The sequence below is a fragment of the Pseudomonas sp. AN-1 genome (assembly GCF_034057115.1).
Lineage (GTDB): Bacteria > Pseudomonadota > Gammaproteobacteria > Pseudomonadales > Pseudomonadaceae > Geopseudomonas.
On record NZ_CP139195.1, the window covers coordinates 4,439,150 to 4,461,396 of the forward strand.

General features: G+C 68.3%; 21 protein-coding genes. 14 read left to right on the plus strand and 7 right to left on the minus strand.

The genetic code is table 11. The features are described from left to right. Nucleotides 1-341: 341 nt before the first annotated feature. The 8 genes from SK095_RS20825 (at nucleotide 342) to mhpT (ending at nucleotide 8,569) form a co-directional block, all read left to right on the plus strand. The gene (locus SK095_RS20825; protein WP_320547378.1) at nucleotides 342-1,280 is read left to right on the plus strand and encodes a 3-carboxyethylcatechol 2,3-dioxygenase; all 939 of its coding nucleotides are present in this window, start codon (nucleotides 342-344) and stop codon (nucleotides 1,278-1,280) included. Nucleotides 1,281-1,357: 77 nt separating this feature from the next. Next, nucleotides 1,358-2,554, plus strand: a complete 1,197-nt coding sequence (locus tag SK095_RS20830; protein WP_320547379.1) for an acyl-CoA dehydrogenase family protein — start codon at nucleotides 1,358-1,360, stop codon at nucleotides 2,552-2,554. A gap of 63 nt (nucleotides 2,555-2,617) precedes the next feature. Next, nucleotides 2,618-3,175 (plus strand): flavin reductase family protein, encoded by a 558-nt coding sequence (locus tag SK095_RS20835; protein WP_320547380.1) that lies wholly within the window; start codon nucleotides 2,618-2,620, stop codon nucleotides 3,173-3,175. A 17-nt stretch (nucleotides 3,176-3,192) separates the two neighbouring features. After that, nucleotides 3,193-4,056, plus strand: coding sequence for an alpha/beta fold hydrolase (locus SK095_RS20840; protein ID WP_320547381.1), 864 nt, complete (start codon nucleotides 3,193-3,195; stop codon nucleotides 4,054-4,056). Between the two features lie 369 nt (nucleotides 4,057-4,425). Then, a complete protein-coding gene (mhpD, locus tag SK095_RS20845; protein WP_320547382.1) occupies nucleotides 4,426-5,220 on the plus strand; it encodes a 2-keto-4-pentenoate hydratase in 795 nt (264 codons plus the stop codon). Nucleotides 5,221-5,258: 38 nt separating this feature from the next. Further along, complete coding sequence (locus SK095_RS20850) at nucleotides 5,259-6,194, plus strand: acetaldehyde dehydrogenase (acetylating) (RefSeq protein ID WP_320547383.1); 936 nt, start codon at nucleotides 5,259-5,261, stop codon at nucleotides 6,192-6,194. An 11-nt stretch (nucleotides 6,195-6,205) separates the two neighbouring features. Next, the gene (dmpG, locus tag SK095_RS20855; RefSeq protein WP_320547384.1) at nucleotides 6,206-7,237 is read left to right on the plus strand and encodes a 4-hydroxy-2-oxovalerate aldolase; all 1,032 of its coding nucleotides are present in this window, start codon (nucleotides 6,206-6,208) and stop codon (nucleotides 7,235-7,237) included. Between the two features lie 84 nt (nucleotides 7,238-7,321). Then, nucleotides 7,322-8,569, plus strand: a complete 1,248-nt coding sequence (gene mhpT / locus SK095_RS20860) for a 3-(3-hydroxy-phenyl)propionate transporter MhpT (protein ID WP_320547385.1) — start codon at nucleotides 7,322-7,324, stop codon at nucleotides 8,567-8,569. Nucleotides 8,570-8,642: 73 nt separating this feature from the next. On the opposite strand, the gene glpD is transcribed toward mhpT, so the two are convergent. Then, a complete protein-coding gene (gene glpD / locus SK095_RS20865) occupies nucleotides 8,643-10,256 on the minus strand; it encodes a glycerol-3-phosphate dehydrogenase (RefSeq protein WP_414153863.1) in 1,614 nt (537 codons plus the stop codon). Between the two features lie 169 nt (nucleotides 10,257-10,425). Here glpD and ybaK point away from each other — a divergent pair, with 169 nt between their 5' ends. Further along, on the plus strand, nucleotides 10,426-10,896 hold the full coding sequence (ybaK, locus tag SK095_RS20870; protein ID WP_320547386.1) for a Cys-tRNA(Pro) deacylase: 471 nt from the start codon (nucleotides 10,426-10,428) through the stop codon (nucleotides 10,894-10,896). Between the two features lie 79 nt (nucleotides 10,897-10,975). Beyond that, nucleotides 10,976-12,469, plus strand: a complete 1,494-nt coding sequence (gene glpK, locus SK095_RS20875; RefSeq protein WP_320547387.1) for a glycerol kinase GlpK — start codon at nucleotides 10,976-10,978, stop codon at nucleotides 12,467-12,469. Nucleotides 12,470-12,505: 36 nt separating this feature from the next. Here glpK and SK095_RS20880 read toward each other — a convergent pair whose 3' ends face one another. After that, nucleotides 12,506-13,600 (minus strand): ABC transporter ATP-binding protein, encoded by a 1,095-nt coding sequence (locus tag SK095_RS20880; protein ID WP_320547388.1) that lies wholly within the window; start codon nucleotides 13,598-13,600, stop codon nucleotides 12,506-12,508. Between the two features lie 20 nt (nucleotides 13,601-13,620). Further along, nucleotides 13,621-14,538 carry an ornithine carbamoyltransferase gene (gene argF, locus SK095_RS20885; RefSeq protein ID WP_320547389.1) on the minus strand — a complete coding sequence of 306 codons (918 nt, stop codon included), beginning with the start codon at nucleotides 14,536-14,538 and terminating at the stop codon, nucleotides 13,621-13,623. Between the two features lie 307 nt (nucleotides 14,539-14,845). Here argF and grxD point away from each other — a divergent pair, with 307 nt between their 5' ends. Continuing rightward, on the plus strand, nucleotides 14,846-15,169 hold the full coding sequence (gene grxD / locus SK095_RS20890) for a Grx4 family monothiol glutaredoxin (protein ID WP_320547390.1): 324 nt from the start codon (nucleotides 14,846-14,848) through the stop codon (nucleotides 15,167-15,169). Between the two features lie 65 nt (nucleotides 15,170-15,234). On the opposite strand, the gene bfr is transcribed toward grxD, so the two are convergent. From bfr to pyrC, 4 genes are all read right to left on the minus strand, one after another. Beyond that, nucleotides 15,235-15,705, minus strand: coding sequence for a bacterioferritin (bfr, locus tag SK095_RS20895; RefSeq protein ID WP_136488830.1), 471 nt, complete (start codon nucleotides 15,703-15,705; stop codon nucleotides 15,235-15,237). A 131-nt stretch (nucleotides 15,706-15,836) separates the two neighbouring features. Further along, a complete protein-coding gene (locus SK095_RS20900; protein WP_136488831.1) occupies nucleotides 15,837-16,055 on the minus strand; it encodes a bacterioferritin-associated ferredoxin in 219 nt (72 codons plus the stop codon). Between the two features lie 170 nt (nucleotides 16,056-16,225). Continuing rightward, nucleotides 16,226-16,903, minus strand: a complete 678-nt coding sequence (gene rnt, locus SK095_RS20905) for a ribonuclease T (RefSeq protein WP_320547391.1) — start codon at nucleotides 16,901-16,903, stop codon at nucleotides 16,226-16,228. After that, nucleotides 16,900-17,946, minus strand: a complete 1,047-nt coding sequence (gene pyrC, locus SK095_RS20910; protein ID WP_320547392.1) for a dihydroorotase — start codon at nucleotides 17,944-17,946, stop codon at nucleotides 16,900-16,902. The genes rnt and pyrC overlap by 4 nt, the downstream gene beginning before the upstream one ends. Before the next feature lie 158 nt (nucleotides 17,947-18,104). Between pyrC and SK095_RS20915 the strand changes: the two genes are divergently transcribed. From SK095_RS20915 to SK095_RS20925, 3 genes are all read left to right on the plus strand, one after another. Then, nucleotides 18,105-19,325 (plus strand): argininosuccinate synthase, encoded by a 1,221-nt coding sequence (locus SK095_RS20915; protein WP_136488834.1) that lies wholly within the window; start codon nucleotides 18,105-18,107, stop codon nucleotides 19,323-19,325. A 343-nt stretch (nucleotides 19,326-19,668) separates the two neighbouring features. After that, the gene (locus tag SK095_RS20920; RefSeq protein WP_320547393.1) at nucleotides 19,669-21,126 is read left to right on the plus strand and encodes a YjgN family protein; all 1,458 of its coding nucleotides are present in this window, start codon (nucleotides 19,669-19,671) and stop codon (nucleotides 21,124-21,126) included. Beyond that, a complete protein-coding gene (locus tag SK095_RS20925; protein ID WP_320547394.1) occupies nucleotides 21,123-22,178 on the plus strand; it encodes a M48 family metallopeptidase in 1,056 nt (351 codons plus the stop codon). The genes SK095_RS20920 and SK095_RS20925 overlap by 4 nt, the downstream gene beginning before the upstream one ends. Nucleotides 22,179-22,247: the final 69 nt, after the last annotated feature.

Consider the following 22,247-nt stretch of genomic DNA (forward strand, 5'->3'; position numbering starts at 1 on the left):
GCGGATTTCCCCAGCCAAAAAAGGGGCTTTGCGCCGCCGGCAGGCGCCGCGCCCGGGGCTGCAGGCCGCGAAAATCCCCGCCTTTCGATGAAAAATCCTTTCAAAACAATAACGTGCACATAGTGCACACAAGGGCAGATAGTTTTTTTCCTTCCCGGGGCACGCCCCTAGAATGGCCGCCGTAGGTTCTGAACAAAAAACAACCAGGTGAGCTGCCTGCCAGCCGGCGAGTGGCAGCGGCGCAGCCCAGCGGGCAAGCGCGGCCAGCCACGGCAACCCACCTGACTCGTTGCGCTTTGGTCTGCGGAGACGCCCTGGTCTCCCGCGATCACGGAGGTTTCATGACTGTAAAACTCAAATGCCTGTCGCACACCCCCCTGCGCGGTCTCAACGATCCGGGTGCCGAGGTGGTCGCCGAAGTCGATGCCGCACTGGCCAAGGCGCGCGCCGAGGTCGAGGCCTTCGATCCCGAGCTGATCGTGATCTTCGCCCCCGATCACTACAACGGCCTGTTCTACGACCTGATGCCTCCGTTCGTGATCGCCACCGCCGCCGAAGGCGTCGGCGACTACCAGAGCCTCGCCGGTCCGCTGTCGATCCCGCGTGACCTGACCATGGAGCTGACCCGCTTCATCCTCGACAACGACGTGGACATCGCCCTGTCGCACCGCCTGCAGGTCGACCACGGCTGCACGCAGACCCTCGAGGAGATGACCGGCGCCATCGACCGCTACCCGGTGATCCCGATCATCATCAACTCGGTGGCCCCGCCGTTCGCCCCCTATCGCCGCGTGCGCAAGCTGGGCGAGGTGGTCGGTCGCTTCCTCACCACGCTGAACAAGCGCGTGCTGATCCTCGGCACCGGCGGGCTGTCCCACGAGCCGCCGGTACCGCTGCTGGATAGCGCCCCGGAAGCCATCGCCGAGTTCCTGATCGCCGGCCGCAATCCGACTCCGGAGGCGCGTGCCGCCCGCCAGGAACGCACCATCGCCGCCGGCAAGATCTACGGCACCGAGCTGTCGCAGCAGACCCCGCTCAATGCCGACTGGGACCTGGGCTTCGTCGACCTGCTGCTCAGCGGCCGCCTCGAGGAGATCGACGAGTTCAGGATCGAGGAGATCTCCAGGGCCGCCGGCCGCTCGGCCCACGAGGTGCGCACCTGGGTCGCCGCCTTCGCCGCACTGGCCGCCACCGGTGCCTACACCGCCCGCCTGGACTACTACCGGGCGATCAACGAATGGATTGCCGGTTATGGCGTGGTGAGCGCCGAGCAGGCCTGACCCCGCCGGGTCAACGCCATCCACAACAAGAGTGCGTCAGCCGCTGCGTGTGTCGCGGCGCGAAAGAGGTCAGAGACATGAGCCACATCGAAACCCAGATCCCCAGCGAAGCCGAAATCGTCGCCCGCGCCGAAGCGCTGATCCCGCGCCTGCGCGAGCGTGCCGAGGCCTGCGAGAAGGCGCGCATGGTGCCGAAGGAAACCATCGCCGATTTCCAGGAAGCCGGCTTCTTCAAGATCCTGCAGCCCAAGCGCTGGGGCGGCTACGAGATGAGCCCCAACGTGCTGAACAGGGTGCTGATGGAACTGGCCCGCGGTTGCCCGTCCAGCGCCTGGAACGTGATGGTGCTCGGCGTGCATCCCTTCGAGGTGGGCCTGCTCGATCCGCGCTGCGGTGACGAGCTGTGGGGCGAGGACAACACCCGCCTGGTGTCCTCCTCCTACGCGCCGTTCGGCACCGTCAAGCGCGCCGAGGGCGGCTACGTGCTCAACGGCGAGTGGCTGACCTCCAGCGGCTGCGACCACGCCGCCGGCGGCGCCTTCCTCGGCGGCCGGGTGGCCAACGACAAGGGCGAGCTGGAGTTCCGCTCCTTCTGGGTGCAGCGCAGCGACTTCGAGATCGTCGACGACTGGCACGTGGTCGGCCTGGCCGGCACCGGCAGCAAGAAGCTGATCATCAAGGAAGTCTTCGTACCCGAGTACCGCAGCCACGTGATCGCGGCCTACGACCAGGAGTCCCACGGCCACGTCGAGAACCTGTTCAAGATGCCGTTCTTCTTCGTGTTCTACGCCGCGGTGTCCTCGGTGATCATCGGCATGGCGCGCGGCATGGTCGACCTGTACATCGAGCACATGATGCCGCGGCAGAACCTCAACCAGGCGGTCGGCGCCGCGGTCAACGACCCGTTCATCAAGAACCGCCTGGGCGAGGCCTACGCCAAGATCGTCGCCTGCCAGGCACGCGTGCTGCAGAACACCGACGAGGCCTGGCAGTACGCCTCGCGCGGCGAGCTGGTGCCGCTGGACGTGCGCGTGCGCCACTTCGCCACCAACCAGTTCACCGGCGGCGAGTGCTTCGACGCGGCGCACATGATCTTCAAGAAGACCGCCACCCGTGGCGTGTGGCTGAGCAGCCCGATGCAGCGGCAGATGCGCGACATCCTGGTCGGCGCCAACCACATCACCCAGAACCAGGACAACATCGGCGACCTGCTCGGCGGCCAGCTGCTCGGCAACCCGATGCCGGCGGCCAACCCGTTCGGCGTCAAGGTCTGATTTGTCAAAGAAGGGCGGGGCAGCGACCCCGCCCACTTCTGCCTGCTGCGTGAGAAACCGATCATGAGCCAACAGATCAACCAACTGCTCGACTGGGTGCCCAACGCCGAGCTGGCCGGCCTGCCGGTGGTCAGCCCCGACGACCATCGCGTCGGCATGCGCAACCTGGCCGCCGCGGTGACCATCATCACCGCCCGCGACGGCGACACCCACCTGGGCCTGACCGCCACCGCGGTGTGTTCGGTGACCGCCGAACCGCCGCGCCTGGTGGTGTTCGTCAACAAGAAGGTCGCCGCCAGCGAGGCCATCCTGAAGAGTGGCGCGCTGTGCGTGAACGTGCTGTCCGCCGAGCAGGAGCACGAGGCCAAGGTGTTCGCCGGCATGGTCGAGAGCGTGCACGGCGAGGCGCGCTTCCAGCACGGCCAGTGGCGCGACCTGGCCAGCGGCGTGCCGGTGCTCGACGGCGCCCTGGCCAACTTCGATTGCCGGGTGGTCAAGGTGTTCGACGAGAGCACCCACCACGCCTTCCTGTGCGAGGTGCTGGCCACCCGCGGCCAGCAGGGCGGCGAGCCGCTCCTGTACCTGAACGGCGCCTTCCGCCGTCTCGCCCCCCAAGCCTGAATTCGAGGAATCAGTTGATGACCAGCACCACCCTGAGCGAAGCCTCCACCAGCAAGTTCGTGCGCATCCAGGACGGCGAGCTCGACCTCAACATCCATTACAACGACTGCGGTGCCGGTGCGGAAACCGTGGTCATGCTGCACGGCTCCGGTCCCGGTGCCAGCGGCTGGGCCAACTTCAACCGCAACATCGAGCCGCTGGTGGCCGCCGGCTACCGGGTGATCCTCATGGACTGCCCGGGCTGGAGCAAGAGCGACTCGATCGTCTGCACCGGCTCGCGCTCCGACCTCAACGCCCGCGTGCTCAAGGGCCTGGTCGATGCGCTGGATCTGGACCGCGTGCACATCCTCGGCAACTCGATGGGCGGTCACAGCGCCGTGGCCTTCGCCCTGGCCAACCCGCAGCGCGTCGGCAAGCTGGTGCTGATGGGGGGTGGTACCGGCGGAATGAGCCCGTTCGTGCCGATGCCGACCGAAGGCATCAAGCTGCTGCAGGGCCTGTACCGCGAGCCGACCATCGACAACCTGAAGAAGATGATGAACATCTTCGTCTACGACCCCAGCGACCTCACCGAGGAACTGTTCCAGGCGCGCCTGGACAACATGCTGGCGCGTCGCGACCACCTGGAAAACTTCGTCAAGAGCCTCGACGCCAACCCGAAGCAGTTCCCCGACTTCAGTCCGCGCCTGGCCGAGATCAAGGCGCCGACCCTGGTCATCTGGGGCCGCAACGACCGCTTCGTGCCGATGGACACCGGCCTGCGCCTGATCGCCGGCATCCCCAACTCGCAGCTGCACGTGTTCAACGGCTGCGGCCACTGGGCGCAGTGGGAGCACGCCGACAAGTTCAACCGCATGGTGCTGGACTTCCTGAGCCACTGATCCGCTTCTCGCCGGCGCCTCGCCGCCGGCCACGGTTATCGGTCTACCCGGCCTCTGGCTGAAGCCGGGTTTCCTGCCTGTACCACCCGTCCGCCGGCACACCGGGGCGCGGGCCGGTACAGGCTTTTTATTGTGAAAAATCCTTTTAAAACAACGATGTGCACATAGTGCACGTTCGGGCGGTTTTTCATTGTCGGGGTTTTTCGGCCGTTCCTATACTCGGCGCGACAACAAAGGCCCCACGGCTGCTGCGGACAACCTGAGCAGGTCTGACCGCGGCCTTCCTGTCGGCCACCGACAGCTTCCGGCCTCGATTAGCCATGCGAGTCGCCGGCGGCCCCCCGAATTGCGCGCACCCGAGGTTAAGTCATGAGCGTGACCCAACAGACCCTGGAACAACTGGCCGCCGCCCTGCGCGGCGCCGAGGCGAGCGGGGAGGCCGTCGAGCCGCTGCGCGCTCTGATCGGCGAGGACAACGGCACGGCGGCCTACGCCATCCAGCGCCTCAACGTCGCCCACGGCGTCGCCGCCGGGCGCCGCGTGGTCGGCCGCAAGATCGGCCTGACCAATCCCAAGGTGCAGGCCCAGCTCGGCGTCGACCAGCCGGACTTCGGCACCCTGTTCGCCGACATGGGCTACGGCGACAACGAGGTGGTGCCGTTCGGCCGCGTGCTGCAGCCGAAGATCGAGGCCGAGATCGCCCTGATCCTCGAGCGCGACCTGCCGCGCGTCGACACCACCTTCGCCGAACTGGTCGATGCCACCGGCTGGGTGCTGCCGGCGCTGGAGATCGTCGGTAGCCGTGTGCAGAACTGGAACATCCGCTTCGTCGACACCGTGGCCGACAACGCCTCCAGCGGCTGCTACGTGCTCGGTGGTCCGGCGCGGCGCATTGCCGACGTCGACCTGCGTCAGGCGGCCATGCGCATGACCCGCAACGGCGAGGAAGTCTCCAGCGGCAGCGGCGCCGAGTGCCTCGGCCATCCGCTGAACGCCGCGGTATGGCTGGCGCGCACCATGGCCCGCCTGGGCGAGCCGCTCAAGGCCGGCGACCTGATCCTCACCGGCGCCCTCGGCCCGATGGTCGGCGTGGCCGCCGGCGACCGCTTCGAGGCGGTGATCGAAGGCCTCGGCCAGGTCGGCGTCAGCTTCAGCGCCGAGTGATTTCCTCGCCCGATCCGGGTGCAGCAGTGAGACCAAACATGAAAAAACTCAAAGTCGCCATCATCGGCTCCGGCAACATCGGTACCGACCTGATGATCAAGATCCTGCGTCACGGCCAGAATCTGGAAATGGGCGCCATGGTCGGCATCGACCCGGCCTCCGACGGCCTGGCCCGCGCCGCGCGCCTGGGCGTGGCCACCACCCACGAGGGTGTCGAGGGCCTGACCCGCATGGACGTGTTCCAGGACATCGACTTCGTGTTCGACGCCACCTCGGCCGGCGCCCACGTGAAGAACGACGCCTTCCTGCGCAGCCTGAAGCCCGGCATCCGCCTGATCGACCTGACCCCGGCGGCCATCGGCCCGTACTGCGTGCCGGTAGTCAACCTGGAAGAAAACCTCGCCGCGACCAACGTCAACATGGTCACCTGCGGCGGCCAGGCCACCATCCCGATGGTCGCCGCGGTGTCGCGGGTGGCCAAGGTGCACTACGCCGAGATCGTCGCCTCGATCGCCTCGAAATCCGCCGGTCCCGGCACCCGCGCCAATATCGACGAGTTCACCGAGACCACGTCGAAAGCCATCGAGGTGATCGGTGGCGCTGCCAAGGGCAAGGCGATCATCGTCATGAACCCGGCCGAGCCGCCGCTGATCATGCGCGACACCGTGTTCGTGCTGTCCGAAGCGGTCGACCAGGCCAAGGTCGAGGCCTCGGTCGAGGAAATGGCCGCCGCCGTGCAGGCCTACGTGCCGGGCTACCGCCTCAAGCAGAAGGTGCAGTTCGACGTGATCCCCGAGGACAAGCCGCTGACCATTCCGGGCCACGGCAAGTTCAGTGGACTCAAGACCTCGGTGTTCCTCGAAGTCGAAGGTGCCGCCCACTACCTGCCGGCCTACGCCGGCAACCTCGACATCATGACCTCCGCCGCGCTGGCCACCGCCGAGCGCATGGCGCTTTCCATGATCAACGGCTGAGGAGAAGCGCCATGACCTTCGACCCGAGCAAGAAGCTGTACATCTCCGACGTGACCCTGCGCGACGGCAGCCACGCCGTGCGCCACCAGTACTCGATCCAGAACGTGCAGGACATCGCCCGCGCCCTGGACGAGGCGCGCGTCGATTCCATCGAGGTGACCCACGGCGACGGCCTGCAGGGTTCCTCGTTCAACTACGGCTTCGGCGCGCACACCGACCTGGAGTGGATCGAGGCCGCCGCCGACGTCATTAAGCACGCCAGGATCACCGTGCTGCTGCTGCCCGGCATCGGCACCGTGCACGATCTCAAGGCCGCCTACGATGCCGGCGCCCGCAGCGTGCGCGTGGCCACCCACTGCACCGAGGCGGACGTCTCCAGGCAGCACATCGAATACGCGCGCAGCCTGGGCATGGACACCGTCGGCTTCCTGATGATGAGCCACATGATCACCGCCGAAGAGCTGGCCAAGCAGGGCAAGCTGATGGAGAGCTACGGCGCGCAGTGCATCTACATGGCCGACTCCGGCGGCGCGATGAACATGAACGACATCCGCGACCGCATGCGCGCCTTCAAGGCGGTGCTGAACCCCGAGACCCAGACCGGCATGCACGCCCACCACAACCTGTCCCTCGGCGTGGCCAACTCCATCGCCGCGGTGGAGGAGGGCTGCGACCGCATCGACGCCTCGCTGGCCGGCATGGGCGCCGGCGCGGGCAACGCGCCGCTGGAGGTGTTCATCGCCGCCGCCGAGCGCCTGGGCTGGAACCACGGCACCGACCTGTACCGCCTGATGGACGCCGCCGACGACCTGGTGCGCCCGCTGCAGGACCGCCCGGTGCGCGTCGACCGCGAGACCCTCGGCCTCGGCTACGCCGGCGTCTACTCGAGCTTCCTGCGCCACGCCGAAGTGGCCGCGGCCAAGTACGGCCTGAAGACCCTCGACATCCTCGTCGAGCTGGGCAAGCGCCGCATGGTCGGCGGCCAGGAAGACATGATCGTCGACGTGGCCCTCGACCTGCTGGCGGCGGGCAAGAACCACTGAGACGTTCCCTGACCAATGGCCAGTTTCCTTCGAGAAACTGGCCGTTTCGTGTACTCCAATAAGAAAACAATCAGGTAGACCGATATGAAAACCTGCACTGCGGAAACCCTTACCCACACCGCTGCCGAGACGTCACACGACAGCCGCCGCACCTGGCTGACCATCGCCCTGTGCTTCACCGTCGCGGTGCTGGAAGGCATCGACTTCCAGGCCCCGGGTATCGCCGCCAAGGGCATGGGCCTCGCCTTCGGCCTGGACAAGCTGCAGATGGGCTGGGTGTTCAGCGCCGGCATCCTCGGCCTGCTGCCCGGTGCACTGGTCGGCGGCTGGCTGGCCGACCGCATCGGCCGCAAGGGCGTGCTGATCGCCTCGGTGGCGCTGTTCGGCATCTTCTCCATCGCCACGGCGCATGCCTGGGAACTGTACAGCCTGATGCTGGCGCGCCTGCTCACCGGTGTCGGCCTCGGCGCCGCGCTGCCCAACCTGATCGCCCTGTGCTCGGAGGGGGCTGGTCCGCGCCTGCGTGGCACCGCGGTGAGCCTGATGTACTGCGGCGTGCCGATCGGTGCGGCGCTGGCGGCGATGATCGGCATCGTCGGCTATTTCGACGACTGGACCGTGCCGTTCTACGTCGGTGGCGTGCTGCCGCTGCTGGTGCTGCCGCTGCTGCTGCTGTGGCTGCCGGAGTCTGCTGCCTTCAAGGCTCGCCAGGCTGCAGTGTCCAGTGAGCCGCGGGTGCCGGTGATGGACGGCCTGTTCCGCAACGGCGCGATGCTGCCGACTGCGCTGCTGTGGGTGGCCTACTTCTTCACCCTGATGGTGGTGTACATGCTGATCAGCTGGCTGCCGAGCCTGCTGGTCGGCCAGGGTTTCACTGGCGTGCAGGCCAGTTGGGTGGTGTTCACCCTGCAGATCGGCGCCGCCGTCGGCACCCTGATGCTCGGCGTGCTGATGAACACCCTGCGTCCGCTGGCGATCGCCGCGCTGATCTATGGTGGCCTGCTCGCCGCGCTGGCAGCCCTCGGCATCGTCGAGAGCTTCGTCGGCATGCTGTTCGCCGGTTTCGCCGCGGGCGTGTTCGCCACCGGTGGCCAGGGTGTGCTGTATGCGCTGGCGCCGCTGTTCTACCGCACCGAGGTGCGCGCCACCGGCGTCGGCACCGCGGTGGCGGTCGGTCGCCTGGGCGCCATGAGCGGCCCGCTGGTGGCCGGCAAGATGCTCGCCCTGGGCACCGGCACCGTCGGCGTGATGGCCGCCTCGGCGCCGGGCCTGGTAGTCGCCGGCATCGCGGTGTTCTACCTGTTCGTGCGCTCGCGTCGCCAGGCGGCCTGACGCCTCCGGCGGCAGCTGCCGCGCAACCGAACCCCCGTCCGCAGCGCGGTCGGGGGTTCCTGCTGTCTGGCGTTCAGCGCGCCGGGCGCTGCGGAGTGCCGGCATCCCTGTTGGGCAGGCGGGCGACGGGATTGCCGAGCAGGCGCCCGTGGATGATCGTCGGCCCGGCGCCGCTGGCCTGGGCGCCCTGCAGGTAGCGCTGCAGCTTCTGCTGCTGCATCGGGCCGAGCAGCAGGCCGAGCTTGGTCCGCCGCCAGAGGATGTCCTCCAGGCTGAGCGCCCATTCCTCCTCGCGCAGGTAGTCCACCTCGCGGGCGTACAGGCCGGCGCCGAAGTTCTCGCCCAGGTCCATCAGGCAGTGCACCTCCTCCAGCAGGCGCCAGGCGCGGGTGCCGTAGCTGGCGGCCCAGCGCCGCGCCAGGTCGCCGGCCAGCCAGCCGTGGGCGTCGCACAGCGCCTCGGCCAGCTGGCTCACCGAATCCAGCTCCTCGGCGCCGGGCAGCTTGCTGTGCGCGGTCCAGGCCGGGCCCATGTGCGGGAAGTACGGCGCCAGCTGGGCCAGGGCGGCCTCGGCCAGCTTGCGGTAGGTGGTCAGCTTGCCGCCGAACACCGACAGCAGCGGGGCGGCGCCGTGCTCGTCGGCCAGCACCAGGCGGTAGTCGCGGGTGATTGCCGAGGGGTTGCCGCTGGCGTCGTCGTACAGCGGGCGCACGCCGGCGAAGTGGCTGACGATGTCGCGGCGTTCCAGCTGCCGGCGGAAGTGCGCATTGACCACGCCGAGCAGGTAGTCGATCTCCTCGTCGCTGATCTGCACCGCCGCCGGGTCGCCGCTGTATTCGCGGTCGGTGGTGCCGATCAGGCTGAAGCGCTGCAGGTACGGCAGGACGAAGACGATGCGGCCGTCGGTGTGCTGCAGGATGTAGGCCTGCTCGCCGTCGTGCAGGCGCGGCACCACGATGTGGCTGCCCTGGATCAGGCGCAGGTGCTGCTCGCTGCGCTGGTGCAGGCAGTCGCCGAGCACCTGCTCGACCCACGGACCGGCGGCGTTGACCAGGGCGCGGGCGCGCAGCGACAGGCGGCTGCCGTCCTCGCGCTCCAGCTGCAGGTGCCAGAGGTCCTTGCTGCGCCGCGCGCCGATGCAGCGGGTGCGGGTGTGGATGTGCGCGCCGTGCTCGCGGGCGCTGATGGCGTTGGCCACCACCAGGCGCGCGTCGTCGACCCAGCAGTCGGAGTATTCGAAGCCTTCCTCGATCTCCGCCTTGAGCGGGCAGCCGGGGCCGAAGTGCAGGTGACGCGAGCCGGACAGGCTGTGGCGCACGCCGAGGTGGTCGTAGAGGAACAGCCCGGCGCGGATCATCCACGCCGGGCGCAGGTGCGGGCGGTGCGGCAGGATGAAGCGCAGCGGCCGCACCAGGTGCGGCGCCATGCCCAGCAGCACCTCGCGCTCGCCGAGCGCCTCGCGGACCAGGCGGAACTCGTGGTGCTCCAGATAGCGCAGGCCGCCGTGGATCAGCTTGCTGCTGGCCGAGGAGGTGTGCGCCGCCAGGTCGTGCTGTTCGCAGAGGAACACCGACAGGCCGCGGCCGGCGGCGTCGGCGGCGATGCCGCAACCGTTGATGCCGCCGCCGATCACCGCCAGGTCGTAGACCTCGGCCAGGGGGGCGGTGCCTTGCTGGGATGCTGTCATGATGGTTGCGCCTTTTCTTGTGTGTCCCTGATCCATCGCCCTTTCCTGGGCCTGGATGCCCGACTGTTGGCTTTTGCGTTATCGTGGGTTCGGCACGCAAGCTGCTGGTTTCCGGCAACTTTTCCTGTGCACTCCCGATTTCATTCTCGACCCTTTTCGTGAAGCCAGCATGACCCCGGCCATAGATCTGTTGAAGAAAGTTCGCGCCGCGCACACGGTGCACAGTTACACCCACGACCCCAAGGCGCCGTCCTACGGCCTGGAGGCGGCGGAGAAGCTCGGCCTGGAGCCTGCGCGGGTGTTCAAGACCCTGCTCGCCGCCAGCGAGAAGGGCGAGCTGCTGGTGGCGGTGGTGCCGGTGGCCGGCACTCTCGATCTCAAGGCGCTGGCGCAGGCGGCCGGGGTGAAGAAGGCCGACATGGCCGACCCGGCGGCGGCGCAGCGCGCCACCGGCTACCTGCTCGGCGGCATCAGTCCGCTGGGGCAGAAGAAGCGCCTGCGCACCTTCATCGACGAATCGGCGCAGGGCTTTGCGACCATCTTCGTCAGCGCCGGCCGCCGCGGCCTGGAGGTGGAGCTGGCCGCCGCGGTGCTCGCCGAGCACACCCGGGCGAGCTTCGCCGCCATCGGCCGCGGCTGAACCGCCGGTTGTCTGCGATGCTGTAGGGGCGTGTCACGCCCGCCGGTGACCCGCGCCCGCTCCGCACGGAGGTAGCCCCATGCCCGCCCATCTGCTCGCCATCGACCAGGGCACCACCAGCAGCCGCGCCATCGTCTTCGACGCCGCCGGCCGGGTGCTGGCCCAGGCCCAGCAGGAACTCCGCCAGCATTTCCCCGGCGCCGGCTGGGTCGAGCACGACGGCGAGGAGATCTGGCAGGGGGTGCTGGCGGTGTGCCGCGCGGCATTGCGCCAGGCCGGCCTCGACGCCCGGCAGATCGCCGCCATCGGCATCACCAACCAGCGCGAGACCACCCTGGTGTGGGACGCCGCCAGCGGCGTGCCCATCCATCCGGCCATCGTCTGGCAGGACCGCCGCACCGCCGCCGAGTGTGCCGCGCTCAGGGCCGCCGGCCATGAGCCTATGGTGGCGGCGAAGACCGGCCTGCTGCTCGATCCGTACTTCTCCGCCACCAAGCTGCGCTGGATTCTCGACCGGGTGCCCGGCGCCCGCGAGCGTGCCGCGCGCGGCGAGCTGCGCTTTGGCACGGTGGACAGCTTCCTGCTCTGGCGCCTCACCGGCGGCCGGGTGCACCGCACCGATGCCAGCAACGCGGCGCGCACCCTGCTGTTCGACATCCACCGCCAGCAGTGGGATGCCGAACTGCTGGCGCTGTTCGACATCCCGCCGAGCCTGCTGCCGGAGGTGCTGGACTGCGCCGCCGAGTTCGGCAGCAGCGACCGCGAGCTGTTCGGCGCGGCCATCCCGATCCGCGGCATGGCCGGCGACCAGCAGGCGGCGCTGTTCGGCCAGGCCTGCTTCGCGCCGGGCATGCTCAAGAGCACCTACGGCACCGGCTGCTTCATGATCCGCAACACCGGCGCCACGCCGCTGGTGTCGCGCCATCGCCTGCTGACCACCGTCGGCTACCGCCTGCAGGGCCAGACGACCTATGCCCTGGAGGGCAGCATCTTCGTCGCCGGCGCGGCGCTGCAGTGGCTGCGCGACGGCATCCGCCTGATCGAGCACGCCAGCGACAGCGAGGCGCTGGCCGAGCAGACCGACGCGGCCAGCGGCGTGTACCTGGTGCCGGCGTTCACCGGCCTCGGCGCGCCCTGGTGGGACCCGCAGGCGCGCGGGGCGATCCTCGGCCTGACCCGCGACACCGGGATCAAGGAGATCGTCACCGCCGGGCTGCAGGCGGTGTGCTACCAGAGCCGCGACCTGCTCGAGGCCATGCGCCTGGACGGCGCCGGCGCGCTCACCGCGCTGCGGGTGGACGGCGGCATGGTGGCCAACAACTGGCTGATGCAGTTCCTCGCCGACATCCTCGACGTGGCGGTTGAGCGCCCGCAGGTGATCGAGACCACCGCCCTCGGCGTGGCCAGCCTGGCCGGCCTGCAGAGCGGGGTGTACCAGGGGCTCGACGAGCTGGCGGCGCGCTGGCAGGCCAGCCGGCGCTTCGTGCCGGGCATGGCCGAGGAGCGCCGCCAGGCGCTGTACGCCGGCTGGCAGGATGCGGTGCGCCGGGTGCGCAGCGGCGACGCCGGCTGAGCGCGCCGCTGCCGGGAATCGGGACTGCCTGGCGGGTCAGAGCTGGGCGGAGGCTTCCGCGCGCGCCTGCTGGGTGGCGATGCTGCCCTGGGCGGGGAAGGCGACCAGGTGCTCGGCGGCGATCTGGATGCCGACGTCCTCGCCGATGCGGTGATCCTCGTGGCTGGGGAACAGCGCCTCGAGGCGGGTGCCGGTGGGCAGTTGCAGGCGGTACAGGGTGGCGGCGCCGAGGAACGACTTGCCGACGATGCACGCCCTGAGTGGGCTGTCCGGCACGTGGACGATGTCGTCCGGGCGCAGCAGCATGTCCACCGCGCTGCCCGGCGCCCACTGGTAGGCGCGGTTGCCGCGGATCACGCCCAGCTCGGTCTGCACCGTGTCGGGGGTGAGCATCTGGCCGCGGACGAAGTAGCCCTGGCCGACGAAGCTGGCGACGAAAGGGGTCAGCGGCTCGTGGTAGAGGTTGAACGGGGTGTCCCACTGCTCCAGGCGGCCGTTGTTGAACACGCCGACCTGGTCGCAGACGGCGAAGGCTTCCTCCTGGTCGTGGGTGACCAGGATGGCGCTGGTGCCGCGCGACTTGAGGATCTCGCGCACCTCGTGGCTGAGGCTGCGGCGCAGCTCGACGTCGAGGTTGGAGAACGGCTCGTCGAGCAGCAGCAGGCGCGGCTCGGGCGCCAGCGCGCGGGCCAGGGCGACGCGCTGCTGCTGGCCGCCGGACAGCTCGTGGGGGTAGCGCTTGCCCAGCGGGCCGAGCTGCACCAGTTCGAGCATCTCGGTGGCGATGCGCTCGCGCTCCGGGTGCTGGCGGATGCCGAAGGCGATGTTCTCCAGCACCGTCAGGTGCGGGAACAGCGCATAGTCCTGGAACACCATGCCGATGCGGCGCTTCTCCGGGGCCAGGGTGAAGCCGGGGCTGGAGATCACCTCGCCGGCCAGCGCGATGGAGCCGGCGTGCACCGGCTCGAAACCGGCGATGGCGCGCAGGGTGGTGGTCTTGCCGCAGCCCGAGGGGCCGAGCAGGCAACCGATGTCGCCGGCGTTGAGGTGCAGGTTGAGCTGCTGCACCACCTGCTGTCCGTGGTAGCCGCAGGCCAGGTCGCGCAGTTGCAGCAGCAGTCTGTGGGGCATCGCCGGCGGGTCCTTGTGCGTTAGGCGGGGTAGGCGTGTTCGACCAGGAACTCGAGCAGCGCCTTCTGCGCGTGCAGGCGGTTCTCCGCCTGGTCCCAGGCCACCGAGCGCGGGTCGTCGAGCAGGTCGACGCTGATCTCCTCGCCGCGGTGCGCCGGCAGGCAGTGCATGAACAGCACGTCGCTGGCGGCGTGGTCGAGCAGCTGGCGGCTGACCTGGTAGGGCGCGAAGCGCTGCATGCGCGCCGCGGCCTCCTCTTCCTGGCCCATCGAGGCCCACACGTCGGTGCTCACCAGGTGGACGCCGGCCACCGCCTCGCGCGGGTCGCGCAGGATGGTCACCCGGCCGTCGGCCTGGTCGAGGAATTCCTGCTTGGGCTCGTAGCCCTCCGGGCAGGCGACCCTGAGCTGGAAGTCGAACTGCACCGCCGCCTGGGCGTAGGTGTTGCACATGTTGTTGCCGTCGCCGACCCAGGCCACGGTCTTGCCCTGGATGGAGCCGCGGTGCTCCTGGAAGGTCTGCATGTCGGCCAGCAGCTGGCAGGGGTGCAGGTCGTCGGTCAGGCCGTTGATCACCGGCACGCTGGAGTAGGCGGCGAAGTCGAGGACGTTCTGGTGCGCGTAGGTGCGGATCATCACCGCGTCGAGCATGCGCGACATGACGATGGCCGAGTCGCTGATCGGCTCGCCGCGGCCGAGCTGGGTGTCGCGCGGCGACAGGAAGATGGCCTGGCCGCCGAGCTGGATCATGCCGGCCTCGAAGGACAGGCGGGTGCGGGTCGAGGCCTTCTCGAAGATCATGCCCAGCACGCGGTTCTTCAGGGGCTCGTAGAGTACGCTGCGGTTGCGCAGATCTTTCAGCTCGATGCCTCGGCGAATCAGGCTGGCCAGCTCCTGGGGCGTGCAGTCCATCAACGAGAGAAAGTGCCGTACACTCATTATTCACTACCTGGTCAAGACAGGCCGCAGAGATGACCGACTTCGAATAAAAACGGACGAGAACTGCGGCGGGACCGCACTGTGCGGTACTCGAGAAAAGAAACCGATCTTATAAGGAAATTGCGCGGCTGCGCAAACCGGTACGCCCGGCTGCACGGGGCGTCAGCACGGCTTGTGCAATGCGCCACTCACGGGCATTTCGCCGCAGTTGCCGCCGGCGCGCAAGACCGAGCGCCGTGCACGGGATTTGGTTACAATCGGCCCATCCTGCCGGCCCCGGGCCGGGAAACTTCAGCCGAGGTAGACCATGGACATCATCGAAACCATCAAAGAGCAGATCTCCAGCAACCCCGTCCTGCTGTACATGAAGGGCTCGCCCAACGCGCCGCAGTGCGGCTTCTCCGCGCGCGCCTCGCAGGCGGTGATGGCCTGTGGCGAGAAGTTCGCCTACGTCGACATCCTGCAGCACCCGGAGATCCGCGCCAACCTGCCGAAGTACGCCAACTGGCCGACCTTCCCGCAGCTGTGGGTCGACGGCGAGCTGATCGGCGGCAGCGACATCATCCTCGAGATGCACCAGAAGGGCGAACTGCAGCCGCTGATCAAGGCCGCGGTGCACAAGGGCGAGTGAGCGTCCGACATATCCGGAAATGAAAAGGCCCCTCGTTCGAGGGGCCTTTTCGTTGGGGCGGGGAATCACTCGTCCATCTGCGACTGCAGGTAGTTCTCCAGGCCGACCTTCTCGATCAGGCCGAGCTGGGTTTCCAGCCAGTCGATGTGCTCCTCCTCGGACTCGAGGATGTCTTCCAGCAGTTCGCGGCTGCCGTAGTCGCCGACGCTCTCGCAGTAGGCGATGGCCTCCTTGAGGTCGACCAGGCCCTTCTGCTCCAGCTTGAGGTCGCACTCGAGCATTTCCTTGGTGTTCTCGCCGATCAGCAGCTTGCCGAGGTCCTGCAGGTTGGGCAGGCCCTCGAGGAACAGGATGCGCTTGGTCAGCTTGTCGGCATGCTTCATCTCGTCGATGGACTCGTGGTACTCGTGCTTGCCAAGCTTGTCCAGGCCCCAGTCCTCGTACATACGCGCGTGCAGGAAGTACTGGTTGATCGCGATCAGCTCGTTGCCGAGGATCTTGTTCAGGTGCTGGATGACCTTCTTGTCGCCTTTCATGCCGGGGGTCCGCCTTGACTGTGATGACTGACGCATCAGTCTGTGTCGGGGCCGGGAGGCTGTCAAATGCAGGAGTCTGCAAGCGCCGCCGGGTGGCGGCGCTGGAGGGGATGCGGCGGGAGCGGGCGCGCTCAGGCGGCGGCGAAGGCGACCGGATGGGCGAGGGCGAGCTGGGCCTGGTGCACGTCATGGATGGTGTGGCGCACCAGCTTCTTGGCTTCGCAGGCGCACTTGCCGCACTGGGTGCCGACGCCGGTCGCCTCGCGCACCTGACGGTAGCTGCAGCAGCCCTCGTAGATGGCGTCGCGAATCTGGTGGTCGGTCACACCCAAGCAAAGACAGACGTACATGGCGCTACCTGCGGCAAGTGGTTGATGCGTCGATCCTAGTTTTAATGAGAAGTATTGTCAAACACGAGAGATGACCATTTGTCGCCCGCCCGAGCGGGTTGGCATCCGGATTGCGGGCATGAAAAACCCGGCCGGGGCCGGGTTCTCCATATCGCTGGACTGGGTATCGATCACTCGTCGAAGTCGATCCAGCCGCCCAGTTCCTTCCAGCGGTTGACGATGCCGCAGAACAGCTCGGCGGTCTTCTCGGTGTCGTAGCGGGCGTTGTGCGCCTCGCGGTTGTCGAACGCAATGTCCGCCGCCTGGCAGGCCTTGGCCAGCACGGTCTGGCCGTAGGCGAGGCCGGCCAGCGTCGCGGTGTCGAAGCTGGAGAACGGGTGGAACGGGTTGCGCTTGATCCCGGTGCGGTTGACCGCGGCATTGAGGAAGCCGAGGTCGAAGCTGGCGTTGTGGCCGACTAGCACGGCGCGCTTGCAGCCGCTGGATTTCAGCGACTTGCGCACGCCCTTGAAGATCTCGCCAAGCGCCTGCTCCTCGCTCACCGCCATGCGCAGCGGGTGGCCGAGCTTGATGCCGGTGAAGTCCAGCGCGGCCTGCTCGATGTTGGCGCCCTCGAACGGCTCCACCCGGTAGAAGTAGGTGTGCTCGGGATAGAGGAAGCCGTCGTCGTCCATGGCGATGGTGGTGGCGGCGATTTCCAGCAGGGCGTCGGTGGCGCTGTTGAAGCCGCCGGTCTCGACGTCCACCACCACCGGCAGGAAGCCGCGGAAGCGCCGCGCCATCGGCGGCTTGAAGCCGCCGGCGTGGGGTTCCTGCTCGAAGTCCTCGTAGTCGATCTGCTCGCTCATGCCTGGCCCTCCAGCACGCGCCAGCGGATCTTTTCGCCGGCGCGCAGCGGCACCAGTTGCTGCTCGCCGAAGTGCAGCTCGGTCGGCGCCACCCAGTCCTCGCGCACCAGGGTGATGCGGTCGCTGTTGCGCGGTAGGCCGTAGAAGTCCGGGCCGAAGCAACTGGCGAAGCCTTCCAGCCTGTCCAGCGCGCCGCGGCTGTCGAAGGCCTCGGCGTACAGCTCGATGGCCGCATAGGCGGTGTAGCAGCCGGCGCAGCCGCAGGCGGCTTCCTTGGCGTGGCGGGCGTGCGGCGCCGAGTCGGTGCCGAGGAAGAACTTCGGGTTGCCGCTGGTGGCGGCGTCCAGCAGGGCCTGCTGGTGGGTGTTGCGCTTGAGGATCGGCAGGCAATAGAAGTGCGGACGGATGCCGCCGACCAGCATGTGGTTGCGGTTGTACAGCAGGTGGTGGGCGGTGATGGTGGCGGCGACGTTGGCCGGCGCCTCCAGCACGAACTGCGCGGCATCGCCGGTGGTGATGTGCTCGAACACCACCTTGAGGGTCGGGAAGCGCTGCACCACGCGGCTGAGGTTCTCGTCGATGAAGCGCTTCTCGCGGTCGAACACGTCGATGTCGGCGTGGGTCACCTCGCCGTGCACCAGCAGCGGCAGGCCGACCTCGGCCATCGCCTCCAGCACCGGGAAGATGTTGTCGATGCTGGTGACGCCCGAATCCGAGTTGGTGGTGGCGCCGGCCGGGTACAGCTTGGCGGCGTGCACCAGACCGCCGGCCTTGGCCGCGCGGATCTCCTCGGGACTGGTCTTGTCGGTGAGGTAGAGCACCATCAGCGGCTCGAAGCGGCTGCCGGCCGGACGCTGGGCCAGGATGCGCTCGCGGTAGGCCGCGGCCTGCTCGGCGTTGCGCACCGGCGGCACCAGGTTGGGCATGATGATGGCGCGGCCGAAGGTGCGCGCGGCGTCGGGCACGGTGTGCGCCAGGGCGGCGCCGTCGCGCAGGTGGATGTGCCAGTCGTCGGGACGCAGCAGGGTCAGGCGGTCGGACATGCGGGGAATTCCAGGCGGGATGACTCGTGGGGCACGATGCTACCGAAAAGCCGCCGGACGGTCACGCGGCGCCCCGCTGGGCGGCCCGTTCCCCTGTAAATTCGCCGGAGGCGGGGCTAGAATGCCTCTTTTCGTAGCAACCCCCCGTGGAGTAACGAATGGCGGACGTGAAAAAGGTAGTTCTGGCCTATTCCGGTGGCCTGGACACCTCGGTGATCCTCAAGTGGCTGCAGGATACCTACAACTGCGAAGTGGTGACCTTCACCGCTGACCTGGGTCAGGGCGAGGAAGTGGAGCCGGCGCGTGCCAAGGCCCAGGCCTTGGGCGTCAAGGAAATCTTCATCGACGACCTGCGCGAAGAGTTCGTGCGCGACTTCGTGTTCCCGATGTTCCGCGCCAACACCGTGTACGAAGGCGAGTACCTGCTGGGCACCTCCATCGCCCGTCCGCTGATCGCCAAGCGCCTGATCGAGATCGCCAACGCCACCGGCGCCGACGCCATCTCCCACGGCGCCACCGGCAAGGGCAACGACCAGGTGCGCTTCGAGCTGGGCGCCTACGCGCTGAAGCCGGGCGTCAAGGTCATCGCCCCCTGGCGCGAGTGGGACCTGCTGTCGCGCGAGAAGCTGATGGACTATGCCGAGAAGCATGCCATCCCGATCGAGCGCCACGGCAAGAAGAAGTCGCCGTACTCCATGGACGCCAACCTGCTGCACATCTCCTACGAGGGCGGCGTGCTGGAGGACACCTGGACCGAGCACGAAGAGGACATGTGGCGCTGGACCAAGTCCCCGGAGAAGGCTCCGGACGTGCCGACCTACATCGAGCTGACCTACCGCGCCGGTGACATCGTTGCCATCGACGGCGTCGAGCTGACCCCGGCCCAGGTGCTGACCCAGCTGAACAAGGTCGGCGGCGAGAACGGCATCGGCCGTCTCGACATCGTCGAGAACCGCTACGTCGGCATGAAGTCGCGCGGCTGCTACGAGACCCCCGGCGGCACCATCATGCTCAAGGCCCACCGCGCCATCGAGTCGATCACCCTCGACCGCGAAGTGGCCCACCTGAAAGACGAGCTGATGCCCAAGTACGCCAGCCTGATCTACAACGGCTACTGGTGGAGCCCGGAGCGTCTGATGCTGCAGCAGATGATCGACGCCTCCCAGGCCAGCGTGAACGGCGTGGTGCGCCTGAAGCTGTACAAGGGCAACGTCATCGTGGTCGGCCGCAAGTCCGACGACTCGCTGTTCGACGCCAACATCGCCACCTTCGAGGACGATGCCGGCGCCTACAACCAGGCCGACGCCGCGGGCTTCATCAAGCTCAACGCGCTGCGCATGCGCATCGCCGCCGGCAAGGGCCGCAGCCCGCTGAACTAAGCGACTGCGTCTGCTGCACAAGAACCCCGGCCCGCGCCGGGGTTCTTGTTTTCAGGGGGGCCGGCCGGGCGGTTGGCCGCCACGGGGTTGCCTGTGCGGGACTTCCGGTGTTTGGAGGACTGCGCCACTGGCCGTATGATGGGCCGTCGCTGCGTGCGGGCTGCCGACATGGCGCAAGCGCACCAGCAAGGAATCGGTGTCGAATGGAAGCTTTCCGACCTTTTCCCCCCGACATGCGACGCAGTCCCCGACCGGGCGGCGCGCTCGTCGGCACTGGGGAGGGGCGGCCTTCTTCCGGCACTCGATGAGTGGCAAGGGATCTGGCCTCCGGGGAGAGGTGCCGATGACGGACGCGGTCTATGCAGTCGTATTCAAGGGCGAGGTGCTCGAGGGGTTCAGCAGGGAGCAGGTGCAGGCAAGCTTCGCCCGCCTGTTCGGGCTGAGCGGCGAGCGCCTGGAGCAACTGTTCACCCAGCCACGCGTGGTGCTGAAGAAGGGGCTCGGCCAGGACGAGGCCAGGCGCTACAGCAGTGCCTTGCAGCGCATCGGTGCGGCCACGGGCGTGGAGCGCATGGCCGGCCAGCCGCCGAGCGCAGTCCGGCCCGCTGCGCCGCCGCCAGCGCAGGGCGCCGGCGCGGGAGTGCGGCCGGCGGCTGTGCAGCTTGCGATCGTCAGGCCGGACGACGACGCTCCGCACGAGCGGCCCGGGTCTGGGCGGGCGGGCAGCCCGCGCGAAAGGGTGGTCTTCGATGGCGTGTCGCCACGCGCTGCGGACATTCCGCCGCTCAAGGCCGGCGTGGATGCCCCGGCGGACCGGCCGGCCGCGCGGCGGCAGCTGCCCTTCCAGTTCAACGGCAACGGCTTCGAGTTCTTCCGCATCTGGATCGTCAACATCCTGCTGTCCATCGTCACCCTGGGCATCTATTCGGCCTGGGCCAAGGTGCGCACGCAGCGCTACTTCTACGGCAACACCCAGCTGGACGGCAGCAGCTTCGATTACCTGGCCGATCCGCTGAAGATCCTCAAGGGACGGCTGATCGCCTTCGCCTGCCTGCTGATCTACTCCGTCGTCGGCGAGTTCTCGGTGGCGCTCGGACTGCTGGTGAGTCTGCTGTTCATCGCCGCGCTGCCGTGGATCGTCGTGCGCGGGCTGAGCTTCCGCAACAGCAACAGCGCCTGGCGCGGGGTGCGTTTCGGCTTCGATGGCCGCTATGGCGAAGCGGCGATGGTCTTCCTGGTGTGGCCGCTGCTGAGCGCGCTGACCCTGGGCATCCTGACGCCGCTGACCATGCACAAGCAGCAGAGCTTCATCGCTGGCAACAGCCGCTATGGCACCGCGCGTTTCGAGCTCGACGTCGGGGCGCGTCCGTTCTACATGGCCTTCCTGGCGATGCTGGGCATCGGCGTCCTGACCGCTCTGCTGCTGGGCGTGGTACGCGGTCTGGTGCCGGTGCTGGTGCCGGTCGTGGCGGTGACGGGCTATCTGCTGATGTTCGCCTTCTTCAGCGTCAGGTTCACCAACCTCGTCTACGGCAACCTGGTGCTCGGCGACAACCGCCTGGCCGCGCGCTACGAGCTGGGCAGCTTCATCCGCCTGATGCTGGGCAACATGCTCGGTACGCTGCTGACGCTGGGCCTGTTCTATCCATGGGCGAGGGTGCGCACCGCGCGCTACGCCGCCGAGCACATGACGCTGGTCGCCTGCGACGATCTCGACGGCTTTGTCGCCGCCCGGCGCGAGGAGGTGTCCTCCCTCGGCGGCGAACTCGGCGAGATGTTCGACGTGGAACTGGCCCTGTGAGCGCAGCGGCCGAGCACGTGCTGGCCGGTACCTGGTTCGCCGGAACCTCGTCACGGCCGGTGGCGGCCAGGCTGCTGTGCGCCGCCGGTCGCCTGCGGGTGACCGCAGGTGACGAGCTGCTGGCCGGGCCGCTGCCGCTGGCCGAGGTGGTGGTCAGTTCGCGGCTGGGCAGCACGCCGCGCATGCTGCGCTTCGCCGACGGCGCCTGCTTCGAGACCGCCGACAACGCCGGCGTCGACCGGCTGCTCGCCGGCCAGGGCCGCCGGCATGGCCTGGTGCATCGCCTGGAGTCCAGCCTGCGCTACGTGCTGCTCGGCCTGCTGGTGACCGTCGCCTTCGTCTGGGGCGGCGTCCGTCATGGCATCCCCCAACTGGCCGAAGCCACCGCCTTCGCCCTGCCGGCGACGGTCAGTCGGCAGGTCGGCGAGGGGGTGCTCGAGCTGCTCGACGACGAGCTGCTGTTTCCTTCCGAGTTGCCCGCCGGGGAGCAGGCGCGGCTGCGCCAGCGCTTCGCGGCGATGATGGCGAGCAGCGGCCTGCCGATCCGCCTCGAGTTCCGCAAGGCGGCCGCCGAGTTGGGCGCGAACGCCTTCGCGCTGCCCTCGGGCACGGTGGTCTTCACCGACCAACTGGTGAGGCTGGCCGAGCGCGACGAGGAACTGCTCGGCGTGCTGGCCCACGAGATCGGCCACATCGAGCGTCGTCACGGCCTGCGTCAGGTCCTGCAGGGTTCGGCACTCGGCCTGCTGGCGATGACGGTGACCGGCGACCTGTCTTCGGTATCGTCGCTGATCGCCGGCATACCGGTGATTCTGACCCAGCTCGGTTACTCGCGCGATTTCGAGCACGAGGCGGACCGCTTCGCCGCCGAGCTTATGGTCAGCCAGGGTATCGATCCGGCCCTGCTGGGCAGCATGCTGATGCGCCTGGAGCAGGACGTGCGCAAATGCCCGCAGCCCGGGCGCTGCGAGGCGACGGAGGATGGCTGGTCGAGCTACCTCTCCACTCATCCGCCCACGGCCGAGCGTCTGCGGCAGCTCGGCGGCCGCTGACGCCAGCGGCACTGCATGGGCAGCGCGACAACAGGGTAGAATCCGGCTCCTGCGCAACCGACCAAGGAG